The sequence below is a fragment of the Nocardioides sp. CFH 31398 genome (genome assembly GCF_022436705.1).
Lineage (GTDB): Bacteria > Actinomycetota > Actinomycetes > Propionibacteriales > Nocardioidaceae > Nocardioides.
The window spans coordinates 281,732-304,603 of sequence record NZ_JAKUHT010000003.1 but is presented as its reverse complement, the minus strand read 5'-3'; the positions used below and the strand labels follow the sequence as shown (position 1 = coordinate 304,603).

The following is a 22,872-nucleotide window of genomic DNA, read 5'->3' as shown; positions in this document are numbered from 1 at the left end:
CGGGTCTCGGTCTCGGCCTCAGTCCTGCTCGCGAGCGGCGAGCAGAGCGGCGCCGACGACCCCGGCGCGGTTCAGCAGGGTCGCGGTGACGATGGGCGTGCGCACGTGGACGTGCGGCAGCCAGTGCTCGGCGTCCTTGCTGACGCCGCCGCCGATCACGAACACCTCGGGGGAGAAGAGCATCTCCACGGTGCGGTAGTAGCGGGTGAGCCGGGCGCCCCACTCCTCCCACGAGAGCTCCTCGCGCTTGCGGGCGGAGTTCGCGGCGCGCGACTCGGCGTCGTGCCCGTCGATCTCGAGGTGGCCCAGCTCGGCGTTCGGCACGAGCACCCCGTCGTGGACCATGGCCGAGCCGATCCCGGTGCCGAGCGTCGTCACGATCACCAGGCCGGTCACGCCCCGCGCCGCGCCGTACGCCGCCTCGGCGAGGCCCGCCGCGTCGGCGTCGTTGACCACGTGCACCGAGCGCCGGAGCCGGTCGGACAGCATCGCGTCGGCGTCGGTGCCGATCCAGGCGTCGTCGATGTTGGCCGCGGACCCGACGACCCCCCTGCGCACGACGCCGGGGACGGTGACCCCCACGGGCGAGTACGACTCGGGAAACGAGGCCAGGAGCTGGACGAAGACGTCCGCGACGGCCTCCGGCGTCGAGGGCTGGGGCGTGGGGTGACGCACGCGCTCCTCGGCGAAGTCGCCGACCGCGAGGTCGACGGGGGCGCCCTTGATGCCGGTGCCGCCGAAGTCGATCCCGAAGGGGTGTTCCATGGCCCTCATGCCACCACACGAGGCCCACGTGCACCCCGACGGCACGCTCACCCTGCACCTCGGACATCGCGAGCTGCTCCTGCGCCGCCGCTACGAGACCCTCTCCATTGCCAACGACCTGCTCGTGGCCGTGTGGTTCCTCGTCGGCTCGTTCCTGTTCCTCGACTCCGCGACGACCGAGGCCGGGACGTGGCTGTTCATCGTGGGCAGCGCCGAGCTGGCGGTCCGTCCCGTCATCCGGCTCTCACGCCGGGTGCACCTGCGCCGCGTCGGGGCGCACGAGTCGGCGGCGGACTTCTAGCGGACGCCTAGCGCGGGTCGGTGCGGACCGCACGGACCCGGTCGGCGGCGCGGACGCCGTCGACGGGTGTCGCCGGCGTGGCGGTCGCGGTGGCGCGGAGCCTCAGCGTCTCTCCCGGCGTGGTGCGGATGCAGGAGAAGGGGATCCGGACGACGAGCGCGTCCACGGCCCCCCGCCGCCTCACCGAGCCGCCCTCGCAGAGCCGGTCGCTGAGCAGGTCGCCGCGCAGCACGTCGGCGCCGGAGACCGTGAACCGCTGGGCCCGGCGCTCGCGGGAGAACACGAACGTCGCGCCCTGCTCCCACGCCGCGAACGAGCGCACGTCACGCAGCGCCAGCCGCAGGCGCAGCTCGTTGTCGTCGCGCCGCACCTGCAGGGACGAGACGTCGACGCTGCGGCGGACCGACCGGGGCACGGCGCCGGTCGCGCGGACGTCGCCGCGCGGGTCCCCCACGGTCTGCACCCGGGGCACGTCCGCGGCGCCCGGGGCGGCCGAGGCGGCCGGGGCCGGGGCCGCGGCGCCCAGCGGCAGCGCGAGCGCGACGAGGACGGACGTGGCGACGAGCCCGCGCACCGGTGACATGTCCACGACGTTACTGGCGGGTAGCCGCTCACAGCGAAACGCCGTGGACGGTTGTCGGTACCACGCGGTTCACTCGTGAGGTGAGCACCGACCGACCCTCCATGATCACCGCACGCGGGCTCGTCCAGACCTTCCGGACGGGGCGGGGCCGCGCGCGGACCGACGTCCACGCCGTGCGCGGCGTCGACCTCGACGTCGCGGAGGGCGAGGTCGTCGGCTTCCTCGGCCCCAACGGCGCGGGCAAGACCACGACCCTGCGGATGCTGACCACGCTCCTGCGACCCACGGCGGGCACGGCGACCGTGGCCGGCTACGACGTGGCCACCCAGGCGGTGCAGGTGCGCCGCAGCATCGGCTACGTCTCGCAGGCCGGGTCGACGTACTCGGGGGCCTTCGCCGGCGACGAGGTCATCGACCACGGGATGCTGTACGGGATGTCGCACGCCGACGCCGTCCGCCGCGGGCAGGGGCTCTTCGACGACCTGCAGCTCGAGGGCCTGTGGCGGCGCCGGCCGAAGAGCATGTCGGGCGGGCAGAAGCGCCGCCTCGACATCGTCATGGGGCTCGTCCACGAACCGTCCCTGGTGTTCCTCGACGAGCCGACGACCGGTCTCGACCCGCAGGCCCGGGCGAACCTGTGGGGCCACATCTCGGCGCTGCGCGACCGCAAGGGCGCCACCGTCTTCCTCACCACGCACTACCTCGACGAGGCCGACGCGCTCGCGGACCGCATCGTCATCATCGACCGCGGCGAGATCGTCGCCTCCGACACCGCCGACAACCTCAAGGCCCAGGTCGCGGGCGACCTCGTCGTCCTCGAGGTCGCCGCCGACGACCAGGTCGCGACCGCCCACGAGCGCCTGCGCGTGCTCGCCGGCCGCGCCGAGGTCGACGGGCGCCGGGTCTCCGCGCGCGTGCCGCGCGCCGGGCGCGCCGTCCCTGGCCTGCTGCGCGACCTCGGGTCCGAGGGCGTCTCCCTCGACTCCATCGAGGTCGCCCGGCCCACCCTGGACGACGTCTTCCTGACCCTGACCGGGCGCAGCCTGCGCGACGCGGAGCAACCGGAGCAACCGGAGCAACCGGGGCATCCCGAGCAACCCGGCGACCCGAACGACCAGGAGGTGGCGTGATGACCACGACCGCACCCCGTCCGTCCTCACGGCCCGCGCGCACGCCCGCGGCGGCCGAGGAGCTGCCGCAGCGCGGAGCGGTCGGCCGGTTCTGGCGGGAGTCGTTCATCGTCTTCCGCCGCCAGATGCGGATGAACCTGCGCAACCCCGCGTGGGTGATCATCGGGATGCTGCAGCCGGTGCTCTACCTGCTGCTGTTCGGCCCGCTGCTCGAACCGGTGATCGCGCAGCTCGGGCCGGGGATCAACCAGTACACGTGGTTCGTCCCGGGGATGCTCGTCCAGCTCGGGATCTTCGGCGCCTTCTTCGCGGGCTTCTCCCTGATCGGGGAGTGGCGCGAGGGCGTCATCGAGGCCGAGCGGGTCACCCCGGCCAGCCGGACGGCGCTCCTCGTCGGCCGCCTCGGGCGCGACCTGCTCCAGCTGTTCGTGCAGGCGGTGATCCTCGTCGCCCTCGGCACGGCGCTCGGCATGGACGCCTCGGTCGGCGGGGTGGTCGTCGGCGTCCTGCTCACCCTGCTGCTGGGCGGGGCCTGCGCGGCGGCGTCCAACGCGCTCGCGCTGACCACCAAGTCCGAGGACGTCATGGCGCCCGTCATCAACCTCGTGATGATGCCGGTGCTGCTGCTGTCCGGGATCCTCCTGCCGATGACGTTCGGCGCCGCGTGGCTCGACCGCCTGGCCGACTTCATGCCCATCCGTCACGTCGTCGACGCCGTCCGCGGGGCGTTCTTCGGCGACTTCGACCTCGCCACGATGGGTTGGGGCGTCGGCTGGTCCGTCGTTCTCTTCGCGCTGGCGCTGTGGTGGGGGACGGCCGTCTTCCGCAAGGAGAACGCGTAGGCCCACACTGGGCCGGGTGACCTCCCAGCCCGTGACCGGCGAGCCCGTCTGCGAGGGCGAGCCGGTCCGGCTGGGGACGCCCGCCGGCCGTGCCGTCCTCGCCGCCGCCACGCTGGGCTCGGGCATGGCGCTGCTCGACCAGACGGTCGTCAACGTCGCGCTCCGCACGATCGGCGAGGACCTCGACGCGGACCTCGCCGCCCTGCAGTGGGTGACCAACGGTTACCTGCTGACGCTCGCCGGGCTGATCCTGCTCGGCGGCTCGCTGGGCGACCGGTTCGGGCGCCGGCGTGTCTTCCTCGTCGGCACCGTCACCTTCGCGGTCGCCTCCCTGGCCTGCGGGCTCGCCCCGAGCGTGGAGGTGCTGATCGGCTCCCGGGTGCTGCAGGGCGTCGGCGCCGCGCTGCTCACGCCGGGCAGCCTCGCGATGATCCAGGGCGCTTTCGCCCGCGAGGACCGCGCCCGCGCCATCGGCACCTGGACCGGTCTGGGCTCCATCGCCGCAGCAGCCGGGCCGTTCCTCGGCGGGGTCCTGGTCGAGCAGGCCTCGTGGCGCTGGATCTTCCTGGTCAACCTGCTGCCCGCGGTCCTCGTGGTGGCGATCGCGGTACGCTCGGTGCCGGAGTCCCGCGACCCCCAGGCCGCGCACGGCTTCGACGTGGCCGGGACCGTCCTGGCGGTGGCCGCGCTCGGCTCCGTCACGTGGGCGCTGGTCGAGCCCGGGTCGCCGTACGCCGTGCCCGCCGCGGTGCTCGGGGCCGTGGCCGCGGCGGCGTTCGTCCTCGTCGAGCGCCGCAGCCGCCATCCCCTGGTGCCGCTCGTGCTGTTCACCGACCGCACCTTCAGCGCGGTCAACGCCCTCACCCTGCTCGTGTACGCCGCGCTGGGGGCCGTGCTCTTCTTCCTCGTCCTGCAGCTGCAGACGGTCGCGGGCTGGGGCGCGCTCGCCGCGGGCCTGTCCACGCTGCCGATCACGATCTGCATGCTCCTGCTGGCCTCCCGCGGCGGCGCGCTGGCGCAGCGGATCGGGCCGCGGGTCCCGCTCACGGTCGGGCCGCTGGTCCTCGCCGTCGGCACCCTGCTGCTGCTGCGCGCCGACGCGGACACGGTCGGGTTCGCGGGGTTCGCCACCGACGTGCTGCCCGGGATCACGGTCTTCGGGCTCGGCCTCGCGCTCCTCGTCGCCCCACTGACCGCGACGGTCCTCGCCGCGGCGCCCGACCGGTACGCCGGCGTCGCGAGCGGTGTGAACAACGCGGTCTCCCGCACCGGCGGCCTCGTCGCCGTCGCCGCCCTGCCCGCGCTGGTCGGTCTCTCCGGCACCGACTACGCCGACCCCGACGCGTTCGCGGCGGGCTACGTCGTCGCCGTGTGGATCTGCGCGGGCCTCATGGCGGCCGGCGCGCTGCTGTCGGCCCTGCTGGTCCGCACGCGGGTGGGCGACCTCACGCCGGACAGGCGTTGAACGCCCACCTACCCTGGACCCCGCACCACAGGGGGAGGCACCGAATGAGGTCGATCCGGACGCGCGCCGCCGTCGCCGGCACCGCAGTCCTCGCCTGCGCGACCCTGCTCGCCGGGTGCGGGGACACCTCCGCCTCGGACCGCGCCTCCGACGGCGCCTCCCAGGGAGCCGAGGGCGAGGCCCCGCAGGACGCCGACACCGAGGAGATCCCCCAGCCGGTCGAGTCCGAGGTCGCCGACTCCGACGGCGGGGAGCAGGGCCCGACGATCGACCCCGCGATGGCCGTCGAGGACCCCGGGCCCCTCCAGGGTCGCCTGTTCGGTGACGACATCCTCGTCTACGCCCCGGACACCCTCGCCGACGACGTCGTCGAGGCGATCGCCGGGACCGAAGGCGTCGAGGCCGTCGAGCAGTTCGCCCTCGCGCCCGTCGCGGTGGAGGACACCGTCATCGACGTCGCCGCGGTCGACCCCTCGTCGTACCGCAACTTCAACCCGATCCAGACCGCGCAGTTCCAGGAGGTGTGGGACCGCGTCGCCGGCGGCGAGCTCGGCATCCTGCCCGGCCTCGGCCGGCGGGTCGAGGACGGGAACGGGTTCGTGCGGCTCGGCAACGACCGCGACGCCCCGCAGGTCCACATCGGCGCCTACGCGCCGCAGGTCCGCCAGATCGACGCCGTCCTCAACGAGAACTGGATCGAGCCGCTCGGCATGCGGCCGGGCAACGCGCTGCTGGTCAACACCGGCTCGGTCGCCCCGCAGGACGTCCGCGACGACCTCAAGGAGATCGTCGGCGACGACGTGCCGGTCCAGATCCTCGGCCCGGACCTCGACATCACCGCCACCCAGACCGCCTTCCTGACCGGAGGCTCGGTCGCCGAGGCGGTCGGCACGTTCACGTACGAAGTCATCGGCGGCGGACGGATCGCGCCCGACCCGGCCTGGGTGGAGGAGAACATCCGCACCGAGGAGGTCCCGATCCTCGGCGACGTGACCTGCCACAAGGTGATGCTGCCGCAGCTGCGGGCGGCGTTCACCGAGGTCGTGACGCGCGGGCTGGCGGCCGAGATCAACCCCGACGAGTACGCCGGCTGCTACTACCCGCGCTTCATCGCCGGGTCGAGCTCGCTGTCGCTGCACTCCTTCGGCATCGCCGTCGACCTCAACGTGCCCGGCAACCAGCGCGGCACCGTCGGCGACATCGACCGCGACGTCGTGGCGATCATGAAGAAGTGGGGCTTCGCCTGGGGCGGTGACTGGTCGTTCACCGACCCGATGCACTTCGAGATGGACAGGCTGGTCGAGGCCCGCTGACGACCGGCGCGCGGCCGGGTGGACAGGACCGATAGACAGGGGTGATGCCGATCACCCCCGCGGGACCCCGTCCATGACCGAGCTCGTCTCCCTCCTCGTCCTCGTGGTCGTCTTCCTGGTCGCCACGGTCCGCAGCGTCAACATGGGCGCGCTGGCGCTCGTCGCGTCGTTCGTCGTGGGCCTGACGGTCTTCGACTTCCCCGTCGAGGACGCCGCGGCGGAGACGCTGGCGGGCTTCCCCGCCGAGCTGTTCGTGATCCTGGTGGGGGTCACCTACCTGTTCGCGCTGGCGAAGAACAACGGCACCGTCGACTGGATCGTGCACGGCGCCGTCCGCGCGGTCGGCGGGGTGGTGTGGCTGGTGCCGTGGGCGATGTTCGGCGTCTGCGCGGTCGTCACGTCCATCGGCGCCGTGAGCCCCGCCGCCGTCGCGATCGTGGCGCCGGTCGCGATGGGCTTCGCGCTGCGCTGGTCTATCCACCCGGTGATGATGGGGATGATGGTCGTGCAGGGCGCGACCGCCGGCAGCTTCTCGCCCATCGGCATCTTCGGCTCGATCACCAACGGCGTGGTCGCCGACAACGACCTGCCCGGCAACCAGCTCCTGCTGTTCCTCGCCACCTTCTTCTCGGCGTTCCTCATCGCCCTCGTCACGTTCCTCGCGTTCGGCGGCCGCGGCCTGGTCGCCCGCGGGCGGGAGGAGACGACGACGGCCGCCATGGGCGCCGAGGCCGAGGCCGCCTCCCGCGCCGCGACCCACGACGGTCCGCGCAGCGGCACGCCGTACTCGCCGGCGGACGTGAGGCGCGACCGCACCGAGGTCGCCGACGTCCGCGACGACCCCGCGAACCTGCGCCTCGACACCCAGCGCTCCCTCACGCTGGCCGGCCTGGGGCTGCTCATCGTCGGCGCCCTCGGCTTCGACCTGGACGTCGGGTTCACCGCGCTCGCGATCGCCGTCCTGCTCACCCTCGCGTTCCCCGCGACCGCCAAGGGCGCCGTGGAGAAGATCAGCTGGAGCACCGTGCTGCTGATCGGCGGCATCGTCACCTACGTGACGCTGCTGCAGGACCAGGGCGTCGTCGACTCCCTCGGCGAGCGCGTGGCCTCGATCGGGGCGCCCCTGGTCGCCGCGCTGCTGATCTGCCTCATCGGCTCCGTGGTCTCCGCGTTCGCCTCCACCACCGGCATCATCGGCGCCCTGATCCCGCTGGCCGTGCCCTTCCTGCTCGTCGGCGAGGTCAGCGCCGTCGGCCTCATCACCGCCCTCGCCATCTCCAGCTCGGTGGTCGACTGCTCCCCGTTCTCCACCAACGGCGCCCTCGTCGTCGCCAACGCCGAGCCCGACCAGCGCGACATGGTCTTCAAGCGCCTCATGCAGTGGGGCATGTCCATCGTCGTCCTCGCCCCGCTGCTCGCCTGGGCCGCGTTCGTGGTGCCGACGGCCTGAGTCGCAGGGGCACCGCCTGCCTCAGGTTTCACCAGCCGGCTGGTGATGTGCCGTCCTGGCCCACGAAGTTTTGTCAGCCCAGTCGCGGGTTCACCAGCCGGCTGGTGAAACCCCGCCCGCCCAGCTGAAGGATGCCTGCGCCAGCCATCTAGTCCTGCGCGGCCGCGAGGACGGCGGAGGGCAGGTCGCGGGCGTCGGCGACCTCGTGGGGCGGGGGAGGGCCGTCGGGGTCGACGGCGTGGCCGGGTCGGGCGAGGCGGACGGCGGCGATGTCGGCCTCGAGAGCGCCGCGGACGTCGCGGGCCGACGCCGCCACGTGCACGAGCCGCAGCCCGGCGGTCGCGGCGGCCTCACGGGCGGCGCGGTAGATCGCCGGGTCCGGCTTGTACGCCGCGAGGCGCTGCGAGGTCAGCAGCCAGGCGTCGTCCACCAGGGCCGCCGCACGGGCGGCACGGGCGAGGTCGTCGTCGACGTTCGACAGGATCCCGACGGCGTCGACGGCGGGGGTGGCCCGCAGGGCGGTGACGCCGGCGGCCAGGTCCGGCCACAGCGGCCAGGCACCGACCGCCGCGTGCACGCGGGCGCGGTCCTGCGCGGCGTGCCCGACGGGCAGCCCGAGGTCGTCGTACGCCGCGGCGAGGGCGGCCTCGGAGACCTCCGCGAACGTCGTGGGCGGGCGCGCCGTGCGCTGGGCGGCCTTGTTGCGGGCGTCCCACGCGGCGTACAGCTCCGGGCCACCCGCCGGCCACGACCGCTCGGCCGCGATCGCGGCGAAGGTCGCCGCGGCCCCGCGGGCGGAGTCCGTGGCCGCGCTGAACAGGTCGAGGGTGACCAGCAGCCTCACGACAGCGCCCGGCGGATCTCGTCGGACGTCTTCGCCATGGTCGAGCGGGCGCGGGCCGGGTCCTCGGTGAGGAAGTAGTGGTCGACGCCCGGGGTCACGTCGTGCCACACCCGGACGCCCGCCTCGGCGAGCCGCCGGGCGTAGGCGTCGCCGTCCGGGCGCAGGGAGTCCCGCTCGGCCGTGAGGACGACGGCCGGCGGGAGCCCGGTGAGGTCCTCGGCCAGCAGGGGGCTGGCGTAGGGCTCGCGCCGCGAGGCGACGTCCGGGAAGTAGACGCGGCGCACGAGCCTGCGCAGCCGCAGCGAGATCATCCCGGCGTCCCCCTGGGCGGCGGGGTCGGAGTGCATGTCGAGCGCGGGGACGCCCAGGACCTGCAGCCGCGGCGTGAACGAGCCGGTGTCGCGGGCCATCAGCGCGACCGCGGCCGCCGTCCCGCCACCGGAGGAGAACCCGCCGATCGCGACCGGCGCCTCCGCGGCCACCGCGGCGGCCACGTCGTGGCACTGCTCCTGCGCGACCGGGTAGCGCACGTACGGCCCGGCGTCGAAGTCGACGTTCACGACCCGCACGCCGGCGGTCGCGGCGACGTAGCGGCACCACCAGTCGTCCATCATCGGGTAGCGCATCAGCCACGCGCCGCCGTGGACGTGCACGTACGCCGGGGCCCCGGGCTCGCCGTGCTCGAGGACGCCGACCTTCCCGTGACGGGTGGCGAGCCGCCGCCGACGGGGCGCCGGGAGGTCGATCCCGGCGAACTGCAGGTCGGAGCCGTACCGGACCGTGAACGGCGCGGAGTGGTGGATGACGAACGCCTTCAGCCAGTCGCCCACCGCCACGCCGACGACCCTATGTCCCTCTAGGCTGCCGCCATGAGAGCCGTCCAGGTCGTCGACACCACCGGACCGGACGGCATCGCCGTCACCGACGTCGCGGAGCCGCAGCCCGCCGACGGCGAGGTCGTGGTCGAGGTGCACAGCGTCGGGGTCGCCTTCCCCGACCTCCTGCTGTCCCGCGGGCAGTACCAGGTCCGCCCCGAGGTGCCGTTCACCCTCGGCGTCGACTGCGCCGGCACGGTCGTGTCCGGGCCCGGCTCCGAGCCGGGCCAGCGGGTGTGCGGCTTCCTCGTCCACGGCTGCGCCGCGGAGCGGGTCGCCATCCCCGCGTCGCAGGTCTTCGCCCTCCCCGACTCCGTCTCGTACGACGCGGGGGCGGCGATCCCCCTCAACTACCTCACCGCCCAGTTCGCGCTGGACGAGCGCGCGGGGCTGCGCGAGGGCGAGACCGTCCTCGTCCACGGCGCCGCGGGCGGCGTCGGCACCGCCACCATCCAGGTCGCGAAGGGCATGGGCGCCCGCACCATCGCCGTCGTCTCGACCGAGGAGAAGGCGCAGGTCGCCCGTGACGCCGGCGCCGACGAGGCCGTGATGGTCGACGGGTTCAAGGACGCCGTCGCCGAGCTCACCGGCGGGGCCGGGGTCGACGTCGTCCTCGACGTCGTCGGCGGGGACGTCTTCACCGACTCCCTGCGCTCCCTCGCCCCGCAGGGCCGGCTGCTCGTCGTCGGGTTCGCCGCCGGGCAGGGCATCCCCGAGGTCAAGGTGAACCGGCTGCTGCTCAACAACACCGACGTCCGCGGTGTCGGCTGGGGGGCCTTCGTGACCCGGTTCCCCGACCACCTCGCGACGCAGTGGCAGGCGTTGCTCCCCCTGCTCGAGTCCGGCGTCGTCGACCCGCCGGTCGGCGCGACGTACGCCGCCGAGGACTACGCCCGCGCGCTGGTCGACATGGACTCCCGCCGCACGCTCGGCAAGTCGGTGGTCCGTCTGCGGGACTGACGCCGGGGTGGGTCGTCGGCGCTCAGCAGCTGAAGAGCTTCGTCTGCGTCGCACCGACGCCACCGAAGCGCAGGCGACAGATCCCGGGCCTGACCCTCGGGAGGGTGCCGGACCAGGTGCCACCCGCCGTGGTGCGGGCCAGGACCCGCTTGACCTGCACCCAGGCTCCCCGCGAGTCCTGGCGGTGGAGGGTGACGGCGACCTTCTTCACCGCGGCAGGTGTCACCGTCAGGTCGACGGCGATCCTCGGCCGGTTCCGGTAGCCGACCGCCAGGGAGTACTGGGGCGGGGCGCCCCACTGGACGCAGGTCCCGGTGGGGCACGGCTGCCAGTCGTCGAACTGCTGGTAGCTGTGCGGGGCAGCCCCCTTCTGCAGAGCACCTGTCGCGACGGTGACGACGCGGGGCTGGGTCACGAACTCCTCGTCACTCACGCCGAACAGGATGCGGGAGCCGTCAGCGGACCACACCGGGCGAGCGGCGGAGCGCTGCGAGTAGCCGCCGTCGGTGAAGGCGATCGGGATCGTCGTGGCGGGGGTGCCGTACTTCTCCCCGCGTCGGACGACGGACACCGTCGTCGAGCACGTGGCGGCTCCGCGGCAGCCGCGGTCCACGTCATCGGTGAAGACGTAGGCCACCAGGGTGGTCCCGTCCGGCGACCACTCGGGGGAGCTGAACTCGGCGTAGCGCGGGTCCGAGCGGTCGTCCACCCGCGCGCTGTAGCGGACGGGGGAGCCCCCGTCGGCCGACACGGTCCAGAGCTGCTGGTGGTCGACGGAGAACCAGCCGTCCTCGGGACCGGTCCTGCTCGCCGCGACGAACGCGACCTGGTCGCCCCCCGGCCGCCACGAGACACTGTCCGAGCTCCAGTCGATCTCGAAGGTGGGGGTGTCCTGCACCAGACGGACCGGGGGCCGGCCGTCCAGCGGGACCCGCCAGATCGAGCGGTCCTCGAGGCTCCGCTCGACCAGGACGGCGACCTCGGTGGCGGCGCTGTTCCACGACAGTGCGGTGCCCCGGCCGGGGAGCTCGGCGGCCTCGAGCGAGCCTCCGTCGGCTGCGGTCTCGACGACGGTCGTGTAGTCCTGGCCGTCCGGGCACGGCGACTCGCCGACCCGGCACCTCACGACGAGGGACGCGACACGTCCGCCGTCCGGCGAGAACTCGGACACCCACGGCGTCAGACCCGTGACCACGCGCGTCACCGGCGACCCGCCGAGCGGAGCCAGCTCGACGCCGCCGAACACCGAGTACAGCAGCGGGCCGTCGGTCGGGTCGGCCGCTGCGGCACCGGTCGCCGGCGTGGTCGGGGAGACGGTCAGGACCGCCAGGAGGGGAGAGACCAGCGCGAGGCGGACGCGGGACATCGGATCGTCACCCGGTGCAGACGGCCGCGGTGAACTTCTGGTCCCAGTCGTTCGCGTCGACGCGGTCCCAGGTGGCCTTCACGACGAGGTAGACGGTCTGGTCCGGGGCGACGAACGGGCCCCAGGACTGCCGTGGCGCCGTCCAGGAGAAGGACTGCGCGTCGTTCGGGAAACGTGCCGACGAGAACGACTTGCGCCGCTGCGAGGGGTTCAGCATCCCTGGCAAGCCGTAGTAGAGCAGGTACTGCACCTTGAAGCCGCGCACCCGGTGCTTGCCGATCTCCTTCAGCCAGGCCGCGGTGCCGATCGTCATGAAGCCGTCCTCGACCGCGCAGGTCGGGCGCACGGCCCGCCAGTCCGCCTGACCCGGGGGAGGCTCTCCCGCGCTCGCCGGGCTGGCGTGGCCGAGGGCGAGCACGCCGGACAGGACGACGGCGAGGAGGATGGCCGACAGCTTCTTCACGAGGACTCCTGGGGTCGGACGGACGGTCTCTGAGGAGGCGCGGTGGACGCGCCGCCGGCTCCGCCCAGGAGCACCCCCCATAATGTCCTCCGACGGCGGTGCAGGCCCGCCCGAGCCGGCCCGGGGCGAAGGCTGCTCCCTGCCGCTGAAGGGTCGCTGAAGGGCGCGGGTCAGGCCTCGGTTGCCGCGATCAGCTCGGCGACGGCGTCGGCCACCGAACGTCGTGGCCACCGGGGGACAACGCCCGCGAGCCATTGCCTCAGGAAGTTGTCCTCGGTCTCGCTCGGGACGGCGCCTGCGCGGCTGAGGAGCGCCCGGTAGGTGCCGAGGCACCGCGCCGCCGTGGTCGCCCGGCCGCGAGCGAGGGATCCGGCAGCCAGTCTGAGCAAGGCGTCGGCGCTGGTCCGCAGCTCGTCGTGCTCCCAGGCGACCCGCAACACCTCGGTGACCTGTCGCAGGCCGGCGTCGCTCCCGCTCAGCACCTCGACGGTTCCGAGCACGGCGCGTTGGGTGACGAGGATGGCGCGGTTGTGGAGCCGTTCGGCGGCCGCCGCCGACTCCAGCGCGTGCACGCGGGCGTTCTCCAGGTCGCCGTTCTCCAGGAGCCAGGCGGCGAGGTTGTGCGAGGCCAGGGCCAGCAGACCCTCGTGGCGGGCGGCCCGCGCGACCCCGACGGCGCGGGCCAGGCTGCCGCGCAGCGCGGGCGGGGAGCCGGGCGTGGGGTAGAGCAGCAGGAGTGTGCCGGCGAGGACCTCGTCGGAGCCGGACTGCTCGGCCAGTCGGATCGCCTCGCTCCAGTCCTCGGGCCTCGTGCCGAAGTCCCGCCCGGTGATGACCCGGGACACGACCAGGTTCCCGAGTGCGATCGCCGCCCTCCCGGGGTCGTCGAGCGTGCGGGCCTCGGCCAGGGCCTGCTCCAGCCGCGCCCTTCCCCGTGCGGGTTCGTCGTGATTGACGAGATCGACCCCCTCGGCGAGGAGCAGGTCGACACGACGTGGCGGGGGCAGGTCCCGGTCGAGGAGCAGCCAGGTGAAGCGACCGGGACGGGGACCCGCGGCGTAGCGGCTGTAGTGCAGCTCCGACAACACCATGGCGACCTCGGCCACGTCAGGTCCCCGCCCGAGCTCACGGGCCAGGTCGGGCGCGGCGGCCAGGGCCGGCTCCATGGCCACGAGCCGGCGAGCGTGCTCGGCGTCCGCCATCTGCATCGGCGTCCACGGGCCGCGGGGTCCGACGGCGGTGACCAGGGCGTCCAGCAACCGGTGCTGTGCGGTCCGGGTGGCCGCCGGGTCCCGCGTCGAGGCCCGGTGGTCGGCGAGCAGGGGACGCACGGAGTAGAGGTTCGCTCCCGGGCTGCCCGCAACGCGCACGACCATCCCGTCCCGCACCAGGCGGGAGAGCGTCCCGACCGCGTCCGGGACCCCGGTCGAGAGCAGCGTGGTCGCGTCGAGTGGTCCGCCGGCGCAGGTGAGGACGTCGAGCAGGAGCAGCTCTGCAGGCTGGAGACGATCGAGGCTGCTGGCGAAGGTGACCATGAGGTCGGCCCGGCCCCGGCGTGCGAGGTGGTCGCGCAGCTCGCGCAGGCCGAGGACGGCGGACGGTGCCGCCAGCTCCAGGGCCAGGGGGTTGCCGTCGAGGAGGTCGGCGCACTCGGCGGCGAGCCGCATCGTCGCCCGGTCCGTCGCTCGTGGGGCTCCCGCGGTCGCCGCGCGGTCCACGAGCAGCACCGCCGCCGGACCGGGCGCCCCGTCCGCGTCCCACGCCGGCAGCGACGGAACCTGGACCACCTGCTCGCCCGGGGCGTCCAGCGGTCGTGACGATGTGAGCAACCAGGTCGCACGGCCGCGCCTCGGCAGGTCGCCGATCCAGTGCTCGACGCCGTCCACGGGCCTCAGGTCGTCGAGCACGACCAGCGCGCGGATCCGGTCGACGGCAGGCCGGTCCGAACCCGGGAGGACGGCCCCGGGCCGCTGCGCCGCCACGACCTGGCGCACGCGGACCTCGAGGTCCTCCACCGAGCCGAGGTCACCGGCCGGGACGAGAACGGTGCCGTCGGGAAAGCGGTGCTGCATCCGCGCGGCGGCGGCGAGGGCGATCCGGGTCTTGCCCACTCCCGACGGCCCGACCAGGGTGGTGACGCTGGCGCGGCACAGCCGGCCCTGCAGCTCCGCGAGCAGGGCCTCGCGACCCACCAGGTCGACCGTCCCCCCGACCGGGGCGCCCGGGTCGGGCGGCGCCGGCACGGTCGCGATCCGACTGGCCGTCGGCGCCTCGAGCAGAGGTCCCTGACGCAGGACCTCCTCGTGGGTGCGGCGGAGGCGGGGGCCGGGCTCGACGCCGAGCTCGTGGGCGAGGCGGTCGCGCACCTGCCGGTACGTCGCGAGGGCCTCGACCTGCCGGCCGCTGCGGTAGAGCGCGACGAGCAGGCGGTCGGCGACGGTCTCGTCGTACGGGTGGTCCTGGAGCAGCTCGGTCAGCTCCGGCACGAGGAAGAGGTGCCGGCCGAGGGCGAGCTCCGCGTCGACGCGTGCCAGCCGGGCGGTGAGTCGGAGGGCCTCGAGTCGGTGTCGGTGCGGCTCGAGCCCGGGGGAGTCGAGGCCCTCGAAGGGCACCCCGCGCCAGGTGGCAAGGGCGGACCGGAGGCGTCGGGCGGCCTCCTCGTGCCGCCCTGCGTGCTGGGAGATCAACCCGTCCTCGACCAGCGCGGTGAAGTCGAGCGCGTCCACCGTCGTCGTCCGGTCGTCGAGCAGGTAGCCGTCCCCATGGCTCCGCACCGTCTCGGCGCCCAGGACGCGGCGCAGAGCGGACGCGTGGACCTGCAGGGTGTTGCGAGCGGTCGCGGGCTGGTCCTCGCCGAAGACCGCCCTGGCCAGACCTGATCCCGGGACGCCGTGCCCGGACTGCAGGGCGAGGGCGGCCAGGAGGGCGGACTGTCGAGCGCTGCGCAGGGTCGTGACGCGGTCGCCGTCGACGACCGTGACGCGTCCCAGCAGCAGGATCTGCACGCCGCCCCCTGTGTCCGACCACTCCCGGGCGAGGTCTGCAGGATAGGGCCGCCGAGGAGCGCCCGGGGAGGTCTCAGCCCACCTCTCAGCCCACCTCGCGCGCGGCCGCGAGCCGCGCCGCTCCGGCGGCGGCGACCATGCCGGAGTCGCAGGCCAGCGCGATGGTGTCGATGCCGAGGCCGCGCCAGGCGGGGACGAGGCGCCCGTCGCCGGCGTACGCCGCCACCGCGAGGCCGTGCGCGGACGCGGCCTCGACGACGCGCCGGGTGGCGTCGAGCGTGCGGTCGGAGGTGAGGTCGTCGGGCACGCGGCCGCCGAGGGAGACGGTGAGGTCGGCGGGGCCGACGAGCACGCCGCCCAGGCCGGGCGTGGCGCAGATGGCGTCGGCGTCCTCGACGGCCGCGACGTCCTCGATCATGACCACCAGGCGCTGGGCGGGCGTGCCGGCGGGGCGCAGGGCGGCGCGGGCGGGACCCCAGGACCGGTGTCCGTCGGGGGCGTAGCGGGAGGCGGCGACGGCCGCGGCCGCCTCGGCGGCCGACGAGACCTGCGGGACGACGACCACGTCGGCGCCCATGTCGAGGCACCAGGCGGCCGTCGTGAGGTCGTCGGCGTGCACCCGGACCCACGCCTGGGCGCCGCGGCCCTGCACGGCCGCGAGGAGGGCGAGGACCGACGAGCGCGACGCCTCGCCGTGCTGCAGGTCGATCGCCACCCAGTCGAAGCCGGAGACGGCGAGGGCCTCCGCCGCGAGGACGGAGTCGAGGTCGAGCCAGGCGCCGTACGAGGTCCGGGGGGAGGTCGTCACCCGCGTGACGGTAGCGCCTGTGCGGCGGCCCCGCCCGGCTCAGCAGCGGGCGATGTCGCGGGCCGGGCAGCTGTCACCGAGGCCCTGGCCGTCGGTCTCGCCGATGCCCATCGTCACGAGGGCGGAGCGGCTGACGACGAGCGACCTCACGCCGGACACCCGCCCGGCCGCCACCCGGAAGCTCCGCGACCGGCCGTCGGGGGCGGAGGCGCCACCGAGGTGGGTGTGGGCGGCCCGACGGTTGTCCAGGCGGACGCGGACCTCGATCCGGGAGCCGCCGTCCACCGGGCGGGTGCAGGCCTGCACCACTCCGCGTGGATCCGGGCGAAGCCCTGCCACGCCGCCTGCGCGGGAGCGGGTCACCGGGGAGGTCGTCGCACGCTCGTCTGAGTCACGATCCGGCGTCGTGACGCGCCCTGCGCCGCGTCCTGCGTAGGCTCGTGCGCGTGACGATCCTCGACGACGCCCGCCCGGGCATGGACCTCGACGTCCGGCCGCAGGACGACCTGTTCGGCCACGTCAACGGCACCTGGCTGCGTGAGACCCCGATCCCCGACGACCGCTCCAGCTGGGGCCCGTTCGTCGAGCTGGCCGACACCGCCGAGCAGCGGGTGCGCGACATCATCACCGACCTCGCCGGGCGCGACCCCGCGACGCTGGACGCCGACGGCGCCAAGATCAACGCCCTGTACTCCTCCTTCATGGACACCGAGCGCATCGCCGCCCTCGGCACCACGCCGCTGCAGCCGCTGCTCGACGCGGTCGCCGGCCTGCGCGACGTCCGGGACCTCGCCGCGTTCCTCGGGGAGTTCGAGCGGCTCGGCGGCTACGGGATGTTCGGCTCCTACGTCACCACGGATGCCCGCGACTCCGACCGCTACCTGTTCCACCTCGGGCAGGGCGGTCTCGGCCTGCCGGACGAGTCGTACTACCGCGAGGAGAAGTTCGCGGAGACCCGCGAGGCCTACCGCGCGTACGTCGAGCGGATGCTGTCGCTGGTCGGTCACGCCGACCCCGCCGCGGGGGCGCAGGAGGTCCTGGCGCTCGAGACGCGCCTGGCCGAGGGCCACTGGGAGCGCGCGGAGACCCGCGACGTCCAGAAGACCTACAACCTGCTCTCCGCCGACGAGCTGCGCGGGCTCTGCCCGGCGTTCGACTGGGACGTCTACGCCACCAACCTCGGCGGCACCGTCGTCGGTGCGGACGTCGTCCTGCGCGAGGTAATCGTCCGCCAGCCGTCGTTCTTCGCCCACCTGTCCGAGCTCCTCGGGGGGCCCGACGGCGACGTCGAGCCGTGGCGGGCCTGGATGCTCCTGCGCGTCGCCCGCTCCGGGGCGCCGTACCTCACCGACGAGATGGTCGAGACCAACTTCGACTTCTACGGCCGGACCCTGTCCGGCACCCCGCAGCTGCGCGAGCGGTGGAAGCGTGCGGTGTCGTTCGTCGAGGGCACCATCGGCGAGGCCGTGGGACGCGAGTACGTCGCCCGCCACTTCCCGCCGCGCTCCAAGCAGCTGATGGACGACCTGGTCGCCAACCTCCTCGAGGCCTACCGCCGCTCCATCGCGGCCCTCGACTGGATGACCGAGGAGACCAAGCAGCGGGCCTACGACAAGCTCGGCACCTTCCGCCCCAAGATCGGCTACCCCGACGAGTTCCGCGACTACTCCGCGCTGCGCGTCGACGCCGGCGACCTCTACGGCAACGCCGCCGCGGCGGCCGCGTTCGAGACCGACCGCCAGCTCGCCAAGCTGGGCGCTCCGGTCGACCGCGACGAGTGGTTCATGCTCCCGCAGACGGTCAACGCCTACTACAACCCCGGCACCAACGAGATCTGCTTCCCCGCCGGGATCCTGCAGAAGCCGTTCTTCGACCCCGACGCCGACCCGGCCGAGAACTACGGCGGGATCGGCGCCGTCATCGGTCACGAGATCGGGCACGGGTTCGACGACCAGGGCGCGCAGTACGACGGCGCGGGCAACCTCGACGACTGGTGGACGCCGGACGACAAGGCCGCCTTCGAGGTCCGCAGCAAGATGCTCATCGACCAGTACGACGGGTTCAGCCCCCGGAACCTGCCCGGCGAGCGGGTCAACGGCTCGCTGACCGTCGGCGAGAACATCGGCGACCTCGGCGGGCTGACGATCGGTCACCACGCGTACCGGATCTCGATCGAGGGCCAGGACGTGCCCGAGCGCGACGGGCTGACCGGCTCGCAGCGGCTGTTCATGAACTGGGCCTACGTGTGGCGCACGAAGCGCCGCGAGCAGCAGGAGCGGCAGTACCTGACCATCGACCCCCACAGCCCGCCGGAGTTCCGCGCCAACATCGTGCGGAACCTCGACGAGTTCCACACGGCGTTCGGCACGGTCCCCGGCGACGGCCTGTGGCTCGACCCCGAGGACCGCGTCCGGATCTGGTGACCGGCGCCGCTGCCCGGCGCCGCTGCCCGGCGCCGCTGACCGGCGCCCGCCGGTCAGCGGGCGGCCGGGACGACCCGCAGCCGCTCCAGCTCGGCGAAGGTGTCCAGGAACGAGTCGAGCGTCGAGCGGTAGCCGACCCAGCCGGCGGAGCGGCCGCGGGTCTGGTCGGTGAGGCACTCCATGTCGCGGCCGAGGTCGCCGTCGGTGTGCCACCACGACGCGACGCGGTCGAGGTCGGGCTCGGCGAGGCCCTCACGCTCGGCGAGGGCGCGCCACGTGTCCCCCCACGGCTCGGCGGCGCCCGCCACCTGCTCCTCCAGGGGGCGCGGCTCGTCCTCGAAGCCCTCCGGGGTCACGCCGAGCGCGTCGGCGAGGCGGGGCCACAGCCAGCGCCACCGGAAGACGTCGCCGTTCGCGGTGTTGAACGCGGTGTCCGCGGCGGCGGGCGTGGTCGCGGCCCAGACGAGCTGGTCGGCGAGCAGGTCGGCGCTGGTCACGTCGGTCAGGCCGTCCCACTGCGTCGCGGAGCCGGGGAAGGTGAACGGGCGGCCGGTCTCGCGGCAGATGGCGGCGTACGCCGCGAGCGTCTGCGCGATGTTCATCGCGTTGCCGACCGCGTGCCCGACCATCGTGTGCGCGCGGTGGACGCTCCAGGTGAAGCCGTCCCGCTCGGCGGCGGCGAACAGCTCGTCCTCCTGCGCGTAGTAGAAGTTCGGGTAGGGCAACCGCTCCTCGTCCTCGTGGAACGGCGTGTCCGGGATCTCGCCCTCGCCGTACGCCTCGAACGGGCCGAGGTAGTGCTTGAGCCCGGTGACCAGCGCGACGTGGCGCACCGAGGCGGCGTCCCGGACGGCGGCGAGGACGTCGCGGACCATCGCCCCGTTGACGGCGATGTTCTCCTCCTCGGTCTCCTGCTTGGCCCAGGCGGTGAGGAACACGTGCGTGGGGCGGTGCCCGCGCAGGGCCTCCGCGAGCGCGTCGGCGTCCGTCAGGTCGGCCAGGACGGGCTCGACGCCCTTCACGTCGGAGGCGCTGCGGCGCGACAGCCCCAGCACCCGCCAGCCCTCGTCGACCAGCCGGTGCGAGAGGGCGCGGCCGGCGATGCCGGTGGCACCGACGACGAGGGCGGTGGCCTCGTCGTCACCGAGGTCGGTCGGGCGGGTCGTGGGGGTGTTCGTCATCCCGGCGCAACGCGCCCGACGGACCCACTGTTCCGTCCGTCCGCGGCCCGGCGTCCCGGCGTCCCGCCGGCCGGTCACCCGGGGCCCGGCGGGTCACGGGGTGGCGGCGGCCTCGCCCGAGGCCGCGTCGGTCTGCGACACGGCGTCGTCGTCCCCGGCCTCGCGCAGGGCGACCTGGGCGACGCGGCGCCCGTCCATGGCGGTGACGACGAGCTCGTGGTCGTCGGCGGGGACGACGTCGCCGCGGGCGGCGAGGCGGCCCAGCCGCTGGGCGACGTACCCGCCGACGGTCTCGTAGTCGCCGTCCGCCAGCTCGACGCCGGTGTGCTCGGCGAACTCCTCGATGGTGAGCCCGGCGTCGACCAGGCGGGCGTCCCCGGCCTCGATGACCACCTCGGGCGCGGGGGAGTCGTACTCGTCCTGGATCTCCCCGACCAGCTCCTCCACGAGGTCCTCGAGGGTCACGATGCCCGCGAAGCCGCCGTGCTCGTCGACGACCACGGCCAGGTGGGCGCCGACGGCGCGCAGCTCGGAGAGGGTCGGGAGGACCTTGTTGGTGTCGGGGACGCCGGGCAGGTCGCGCAGAAGCTCGCTGATCGGCTGCTCCCCGTCGACCCCCAGCAGGTCGCGGGCGTGCAGGTAGCCGCGGACGTCGTCCACCGAGTCCCCGGTGACCGGGTAGCGGGAGTAGGGCTTCTCCTTCATCGTCGTCACGACGTCGGCGACCGTGAGGTCGGCGGTCAGCGTCGTCACGCGCGGGCGGGGCGTCATGACCTCGCGGACGATCCGCTCACCGGCCTCGAAGACGTCGTCGAGCATCTCCCGCTCCTGCTGGGGCAGGTCCTCGAGCTGGGCGATCTGGCGGCGCAGCTCCTCCTCGGAGATGTCGTCCTCGACGGCGTTCGGGTCCTGGCCGAGGAGCCGCAGGACCAGGTTGGTCGACTTCGACAGCAGCCAGATGACCGGGCGCATCACCTTCGCGAAGCGGTCGAGCGGCGGAGTGACGACGAGGGACAGGCCCTCGGAGTTCTGCAGGGCGATCCGCTTCGGCACCAGCTCGCCGAGCACCAGCGAGAAGTACGAGACCACCAGCGTGCAGAACACCAGCGAGACCGTGCCGGCGACACCCTCGGACAGCCCCAGGCCGGTGAACAGGAAGACGAAGTCCGGGGCGAGCGTCGACGCGCCGAATGCGGCGGAGAAGAACCCCGCGACGGTGACGCCGATCTGCACCGCGGAGAGGAACCGGTTGGGGTCCCGCGCGACCTTCGCGACGCGGGCCGCGCGGCCGCCCTGCTCGGCCATGGTGTCGACCTGGCTGGAGCGCAGCGAGATCAGCGCGATCTCGGTCCCGGCGAAGACACCTCCGACCAGCACGAACAGCAGCACCAGCAGCGCGTTCCACAGGGTCTCGACGTCCACGCCCCCCAGTGTCCCGGCTCTGGGCACACCAGTCGCCCCGGGGTGTGATCACCCCGGGGCGGCCGGTGCGGTGTGCCGGGCCTCAGCCGGGGCGGACGGCCCCGAGCCGACGCTGCTCGGGACGGTCGATCGCGCCCTCGCGCTCCGGGACGCCGTTCCGCTCGACGGCGAGGCGGGCCGGGTCGTCGGGGCCGAGGCCCGCCCAGCGCATCAGCCGGGTGGTCGCGACCTGCTGGTCCGGCCGCGCGAGGCCCGCGATGGAGGCGCCGTGGTTGCCGCCGGCGACGTACATCCGCAGGCACTCGCGGGCCTTGCCGTCGCTGCCGCAGCGGAACGGCTCGGCGCTCCACGGGTCGTTGCTGCCGTAGACGTAGAGCATCCGCTCGGACTCGGTGCGCACCCAGCGGTCGACGTCCGGCATGGCGGAGTCGTCGAAGGTGATCGGCTTCAGCTCGGCCGGCACGAAGGTCGGGGCGACGTCCGCGCCGGGGAACTCGAGCAGGTCGCGGATGCGGTTCTCGTACGGGTGAGGGGCGCCCAGCTGGTACGAGGCCTGGTAGTAGTACGGCACGAACCGCTCGATCGACTGGTCGGCGTAGACCGTCATCCCGACGATGCGGTCGAACCAGTCGTAGACCTCGGGGTCCGGGGTCTCCGCGGTCGGGACGTCGGCGCAGTCGTCCTGGCTCTGGTACTGCCAGAACGCGAAGTAGGCGTCCACGACGCCGGCCTCCCAGCCCATCTCGGGGTTGCCGACGATGTCCCAGGTCAGCCCCTGCTCCTGCGCGGTGGCCAGCGCCCGGCCGAGGAAGTAGTCGCGACCGACGCCCAGCACGCGGCGCTGCGCCTCGGTGATGGCGTCGCGGCAGGCCTGCGAGTCACCGACCCGGCCGAGGAAGCGGTTGTAGACGTCCTGACGGTCGACGACGTCGTTCGGCGCGACGTACGGCACGGACCCGTCGACGTCGTCCGGGAAGAAGCGGCGGTGGTACGTCGCGGTCATGCCGCCCTTGGACCCGCCGGTGGTGATCCACCGCTTCCGGTAGAGCCGCTGGAAGGACTCGATGACCTCGTGCTGGTCGGTGGCGGCCTGCTCGATGGTGAGCTGTCGCGGCCAGTTCGGCCGCGCCGGTCGCGAGGGCTCGAAGAACCGGTACTCCATGCTCAGCTGGTTGGCGTCCAGGATCCGCGTGGGCTCGCTGCGGCCCGGGCTGGTGGAGACGTTGTAGCCCGACGTCGACATCACCATCGGCCGCGAGGTGTCCCGGTGCAGCAGCGTCAGTCGCTGGGTGAACGTCGGGCCGTCGGGCCGGGTGTGGTCGACGGGCTGGGTGAAGCCGATGAGGAAGAACCGGTACGGCGCCGGCACCTCGGCCCTCTCGACCGAGACGACGCCCGGCAGCGCCGCGATGCGCTGCTTCAGCGTGGCCGCGCGGGCCCGCGGCTCGGCCGCCACGGCGCCGGGCGCCGCGGCCGTGCCGGCGCCGGTGATGATGGTGCTGGCTGGTGCGGCCGCGGAGGCCGGCACCGACGCCAACCCCACGGCCAGTGCTGCGGACCCGAGCCCTGCGAGCACACGACGGACACCCATGACGACCTCCCGAGACGTGAATGGTGCTCCGCAACCTACGCCTCCCGGGCGTCGTGGGTCGCGGGTCGCGCGGGGGCGCGCGGGG

General features: G+C 74.0%; 20 protein-coding genes. 8 read left to right on the top strand and 12 right to left on the bottom strand.

Annotation, left to right across the window (positions count from 1 at the left end; all coding sequences use genetic code 11):
- Nucleotides 1-18: 18 nt before the first annotated feature.
- Complete coding sequence (ppgK, locus tag MJ876_RS03800) at nucleotides 19-774, bottom strand: polyphosphate--glucose phosphotransferase (RefSeq protein ID WP_240234736.1); 756 nt, start codon at nucleotides 772-774, stop codon at nucleotides 19-21.
- Between ppgK and MJ876_RS03795 the strand changes: the two genes are divergently transcribed.
- Complete coding sequence (locus tag MJ876_RS03795) at nucleotides 773-1,066, top strand: YrhK family protein (protein WP_240234735.1); 294 nt, start codon at nucleotides 773-775, stop codon at nucleotides 1,064-1,066. The two genes, ppgK and MJ876_RS03795, sit on opposite strands and share 2 nt — an antisense overlap.
- Before the next feature lie 7 nt (nucleotides 1,067-1,073).
- On the opposite strand, the gene MJ876_RS03790 is transcribed toward MJ876_RS03795, so the two are convergent.
- Complete coding sequence (locus MJ876_RS03790) at nucleotides 1,074-1,649, bottom strand: hypothetical protein (RefSeq protein ID WP_240234734.1); 576 nt, start codon at nucleotides 1,647-1,649, stop codon at nucleotides 1,074-1,076.
- A gap of 101 nt (nucleotides 1,650-1,750) precedes the next feature.
- Between MJ876_RS03790 and MJ876_RS03785 the strand changes: the two genes are divergently transcribed.
- From MJ876_RS03785 to MJ876_RS03765, 5 genes are all read left to right on the top strand, one after another.
- On the top strand, nucleotides 1,751-2,779 hold the full coding sequence (locus tag MJ876_RS03785; RefSeq protein WP_240234869.1) for an ATP-binding cassette domain-containing protein: 1,029 nt from the start codon (nucleotides 1,751-1,753) through the stop codon (nucleotides 2,777-2,779).
- Nucleotides 2,779-3,621, top strand: coding sequence for an ABC transporter permease (locus tag MJ876_RS03780; RefSeq protein ID WP_240234733.1), 843 nt, complete (start codon nucleotides 2,779-2,781; stop codon nucleotides 3,619-3,621). Before MJ876_RS03785 ends, MJ876_RS03780 begins: the two co-directional genes overlap by 1 nt.
- A gap of 16 nt (nucleotides 3,622-3,637) precedes the next feature.
- Complete coding sequence (locus MJ876_RS03775; protein ID WP_240234732.1) at nucleotides 3,638-5,086, top strand: MFS transporter; 1,449 nt, start codon at nucleotides 3,638-3,640, stop codon at nucleotides 5,084-5,086.
- 44 nt (nucleotides 5,087-5,130) lie between these two features.
- On the top strand, nucleotides 5,131-6,399 hold the full coding sequence (locus MJ876_RS03770) for a M15 family metallopeptidase (RefSeq protein WP_240234731.1): 1,269 nt from the start codon (nucleotides 5,131-5,133) through the stop codon (nucleotides 6,397-6,399).
- 73 nt (nucleotides 6,400-6,472) lie between these two features.
- The gene (locus MJ876_RS03765) at nucleotides 6,473-7,849 is read left to right on the top strand and encodes an SLC13 family permease (RefSeq protein WP_240234730.1); all 1,377 of its coding nucleotides are present in this window, start codon (nucleotides 6,473-6,475) and stop codon (nucleotides 7,847-7,849) included.
- 148 nt (nucleotides 7,850-7,997) lie between these two features.
- On the opposite strand, the gene MJ876_RS03760 is transcribed toward MJ876_RS03765, so the two are convergent.
- Nucleotides 7,998-8,693, bottom strand: coding sequence for a hypothetical protein (locus MJ876_RS03760; RefSeq protein WP_240234729.1), 696 nt, complete (start codon nucleotides 8,691-8,693; stop codon nucleotides 7,998-8,000).
- Complete coding sequence (locus MJ876_RS03755; RefSeq protein ID WP_240234728.1) at nucleotides 8,690-9,529, bottom strand: alpha/beta hydrolase fold domain-containing protein; 840 nt, start codon at nucleotides 9,527-9,529, stop codon at nucleotides 8,690-8,692. The genes MJ876_RS03760 and MJ876_RS03755 overlap by 4 nt, the downstream gene beginning before the upstream one ends.
- A gap of 33 nt (nucleotides 9,530-9,562) precedes the next feature.
- Here MJ876_RS03755 and MJ876_RS03750 point away from each other — a divergent pair, with 33 nt between their 5' ends.
- A complete protein-coding gene (locus MJ876_RS03750) occupies nucleotides 9,563-10,528 on the top strand; it encodes an NADPH:quinone oxidoreductase family protein (RefSeq protein ID WP_240234727.1) in 966 nt (321 codons plus the stop codon).
- A gap of 22 nt (nucleotides 10,529-10,550) precedes the next feature.
- On the opposite strand, the gene MJ876_RS03745 is transcribed toward MJ876_RS03750, so the two are convergent.
- The 5 genes from MJ876_RS03745 to MJ876_RS03725 all read right to left on the bottom strand — a co-directional run bounded on the left by MJ876_RS03745 (nucleotide 10,551) and on the right by MJ876_RS03725 (nucleotide 16,479).
- Nucleotides 10,551-11,894, bottom strand: a complete 1,344-nt coding sequence (locus tag MJ876_RS03745; RefSeq protein ID WP_240234726.1) for a hypothetical protein — start codon at nucleotides 11,892-11,894, stop codon at nucleotides 10,551-10,553.
- A 7-nt stretch (nucleotides 11,895-11,901) separates the two neighbouring features.
- Nucleotides 11,902-12,357 carry a hypothetical protein gene (locus tag MJ876_RS03740; protein ID WP_240234725.1) on the bottom strand — a complete coding sequence of 152 codons (456 nt, stop codon included), beginning with the start codon at nucleotides 12,355-12,357 and terminating at the stop codon, nucleotides 11,902-11,904.
- 170 nt (nucleotides 12,358-12,527) lie between these two features.
- Complete coding sequence (locus tag MJ876_RS03735; RefSeq protein ID WP_240234724.1) at nucleotides 12,528-15,362, bottom strand: BTAD domain-containing putative transcriptional regulator; 2,835 nt, start codon at nucleotides 15,360-15,362, stop codon at nucleotides 12,528-12,530.
- A gap of 85 nt (nucleotides 15,363-15,447) precedes the next feature.
- Nucleotides 15,448-16,170 carry an HpcH/HpaI aldolase/citrate lyase family protein gene (locus MJ876_RS03730; protein ID WP_240234723.1) on the bottom strand — a complete coding sequence of 241 codons (723 nt, stop codon included), beginning with the start codon at nucleotides 16,168-16,170 and terminating at the stop codon, nucleotides 15,448-15,450.
- 39 nt (nucleotides 16,171-16,209) lie between these two features.
- Nucleotides 16,210-16,479: a hypothetical protein gene (locus tag MJ876_RS03725; RefSeq protein WP_240234722.1), complete on the bottom strand. Its 270-nt coding sequence runs from the start codon at nucleotides 16,477-16,479 to the stop codon at nucleotides 16,210-16,212.
- A gap of 137 nt (nucleotides 16,480-16,616) precedes the next feature.
- Here MJ876_RS03725 and MJ876_RS03720 point away from each other — a divergent pair, with 137 nt between their 5' ends.
- Complete coding sequence (locus tag MJ876_RS03720) at nucleotides 16,617-18,593, top strand: M13-type metalloendopeptidase (protein ID WP_308192555.1); 1,977 nt, start codon at nucleotides 16,617-16,619, stop codon at nucleotides 18,591-18,593.
- A gap of 53 nt (nucleotides 18,594-18,646) precedes the next feature.
- Here the strand turns inward: MJ876_RS03720 and MJ876_RS03715 are convergent, their stop codons facing one another.
- From MJ876_RS03715 to MJ876_RS03705, 3 genes are all read right to left on the bottom strand, one after another.
- Complete coding sequence (locus tag MJ876_RS03715; protein ID WP_240234721.1) at nucleotides 18,647-19,774, bottom strand: SDR family oxidoreductase; 1,128 nt, start codon at nucleotides 19,772-19,774, stop codon at nucleotides 18,647-18,649.
- Between the two features lie 93 nt (nucleotides 19,775-19,867).
- Nucleotides 19,868-21,196 carry a hemolysin family protein gene (locus MJ876_RS03710; RefSeq protein ID WP_240234720.1) on the bottom strand — a complete coding sequence of 443 codons (1,329 nt, stop codon included), beginning with the start codon at nucleotides 21,194-21,196 and terminating at the stop codon, nucleotides 19,868-19,870.
- An 82-nt stretch (nucleotides 21,197-21,278) separates the two neighbouring features.
- The gene (locus tag MJ876_RS03705; RefSeq protein ID WP_240234719.1) at nucleotides 21,279-22,787 is read right to left on the bottom strand and encodes a S28 family serine protease; all 1,509 of its coding nucleotides are present in this window, start codon (nucleotides 22,785-22,787) and stop codon (nucleotides 21,279-21,281) included.
- Nucleotides 22,788-22,872: the final 85 nt, after the last annotated feature.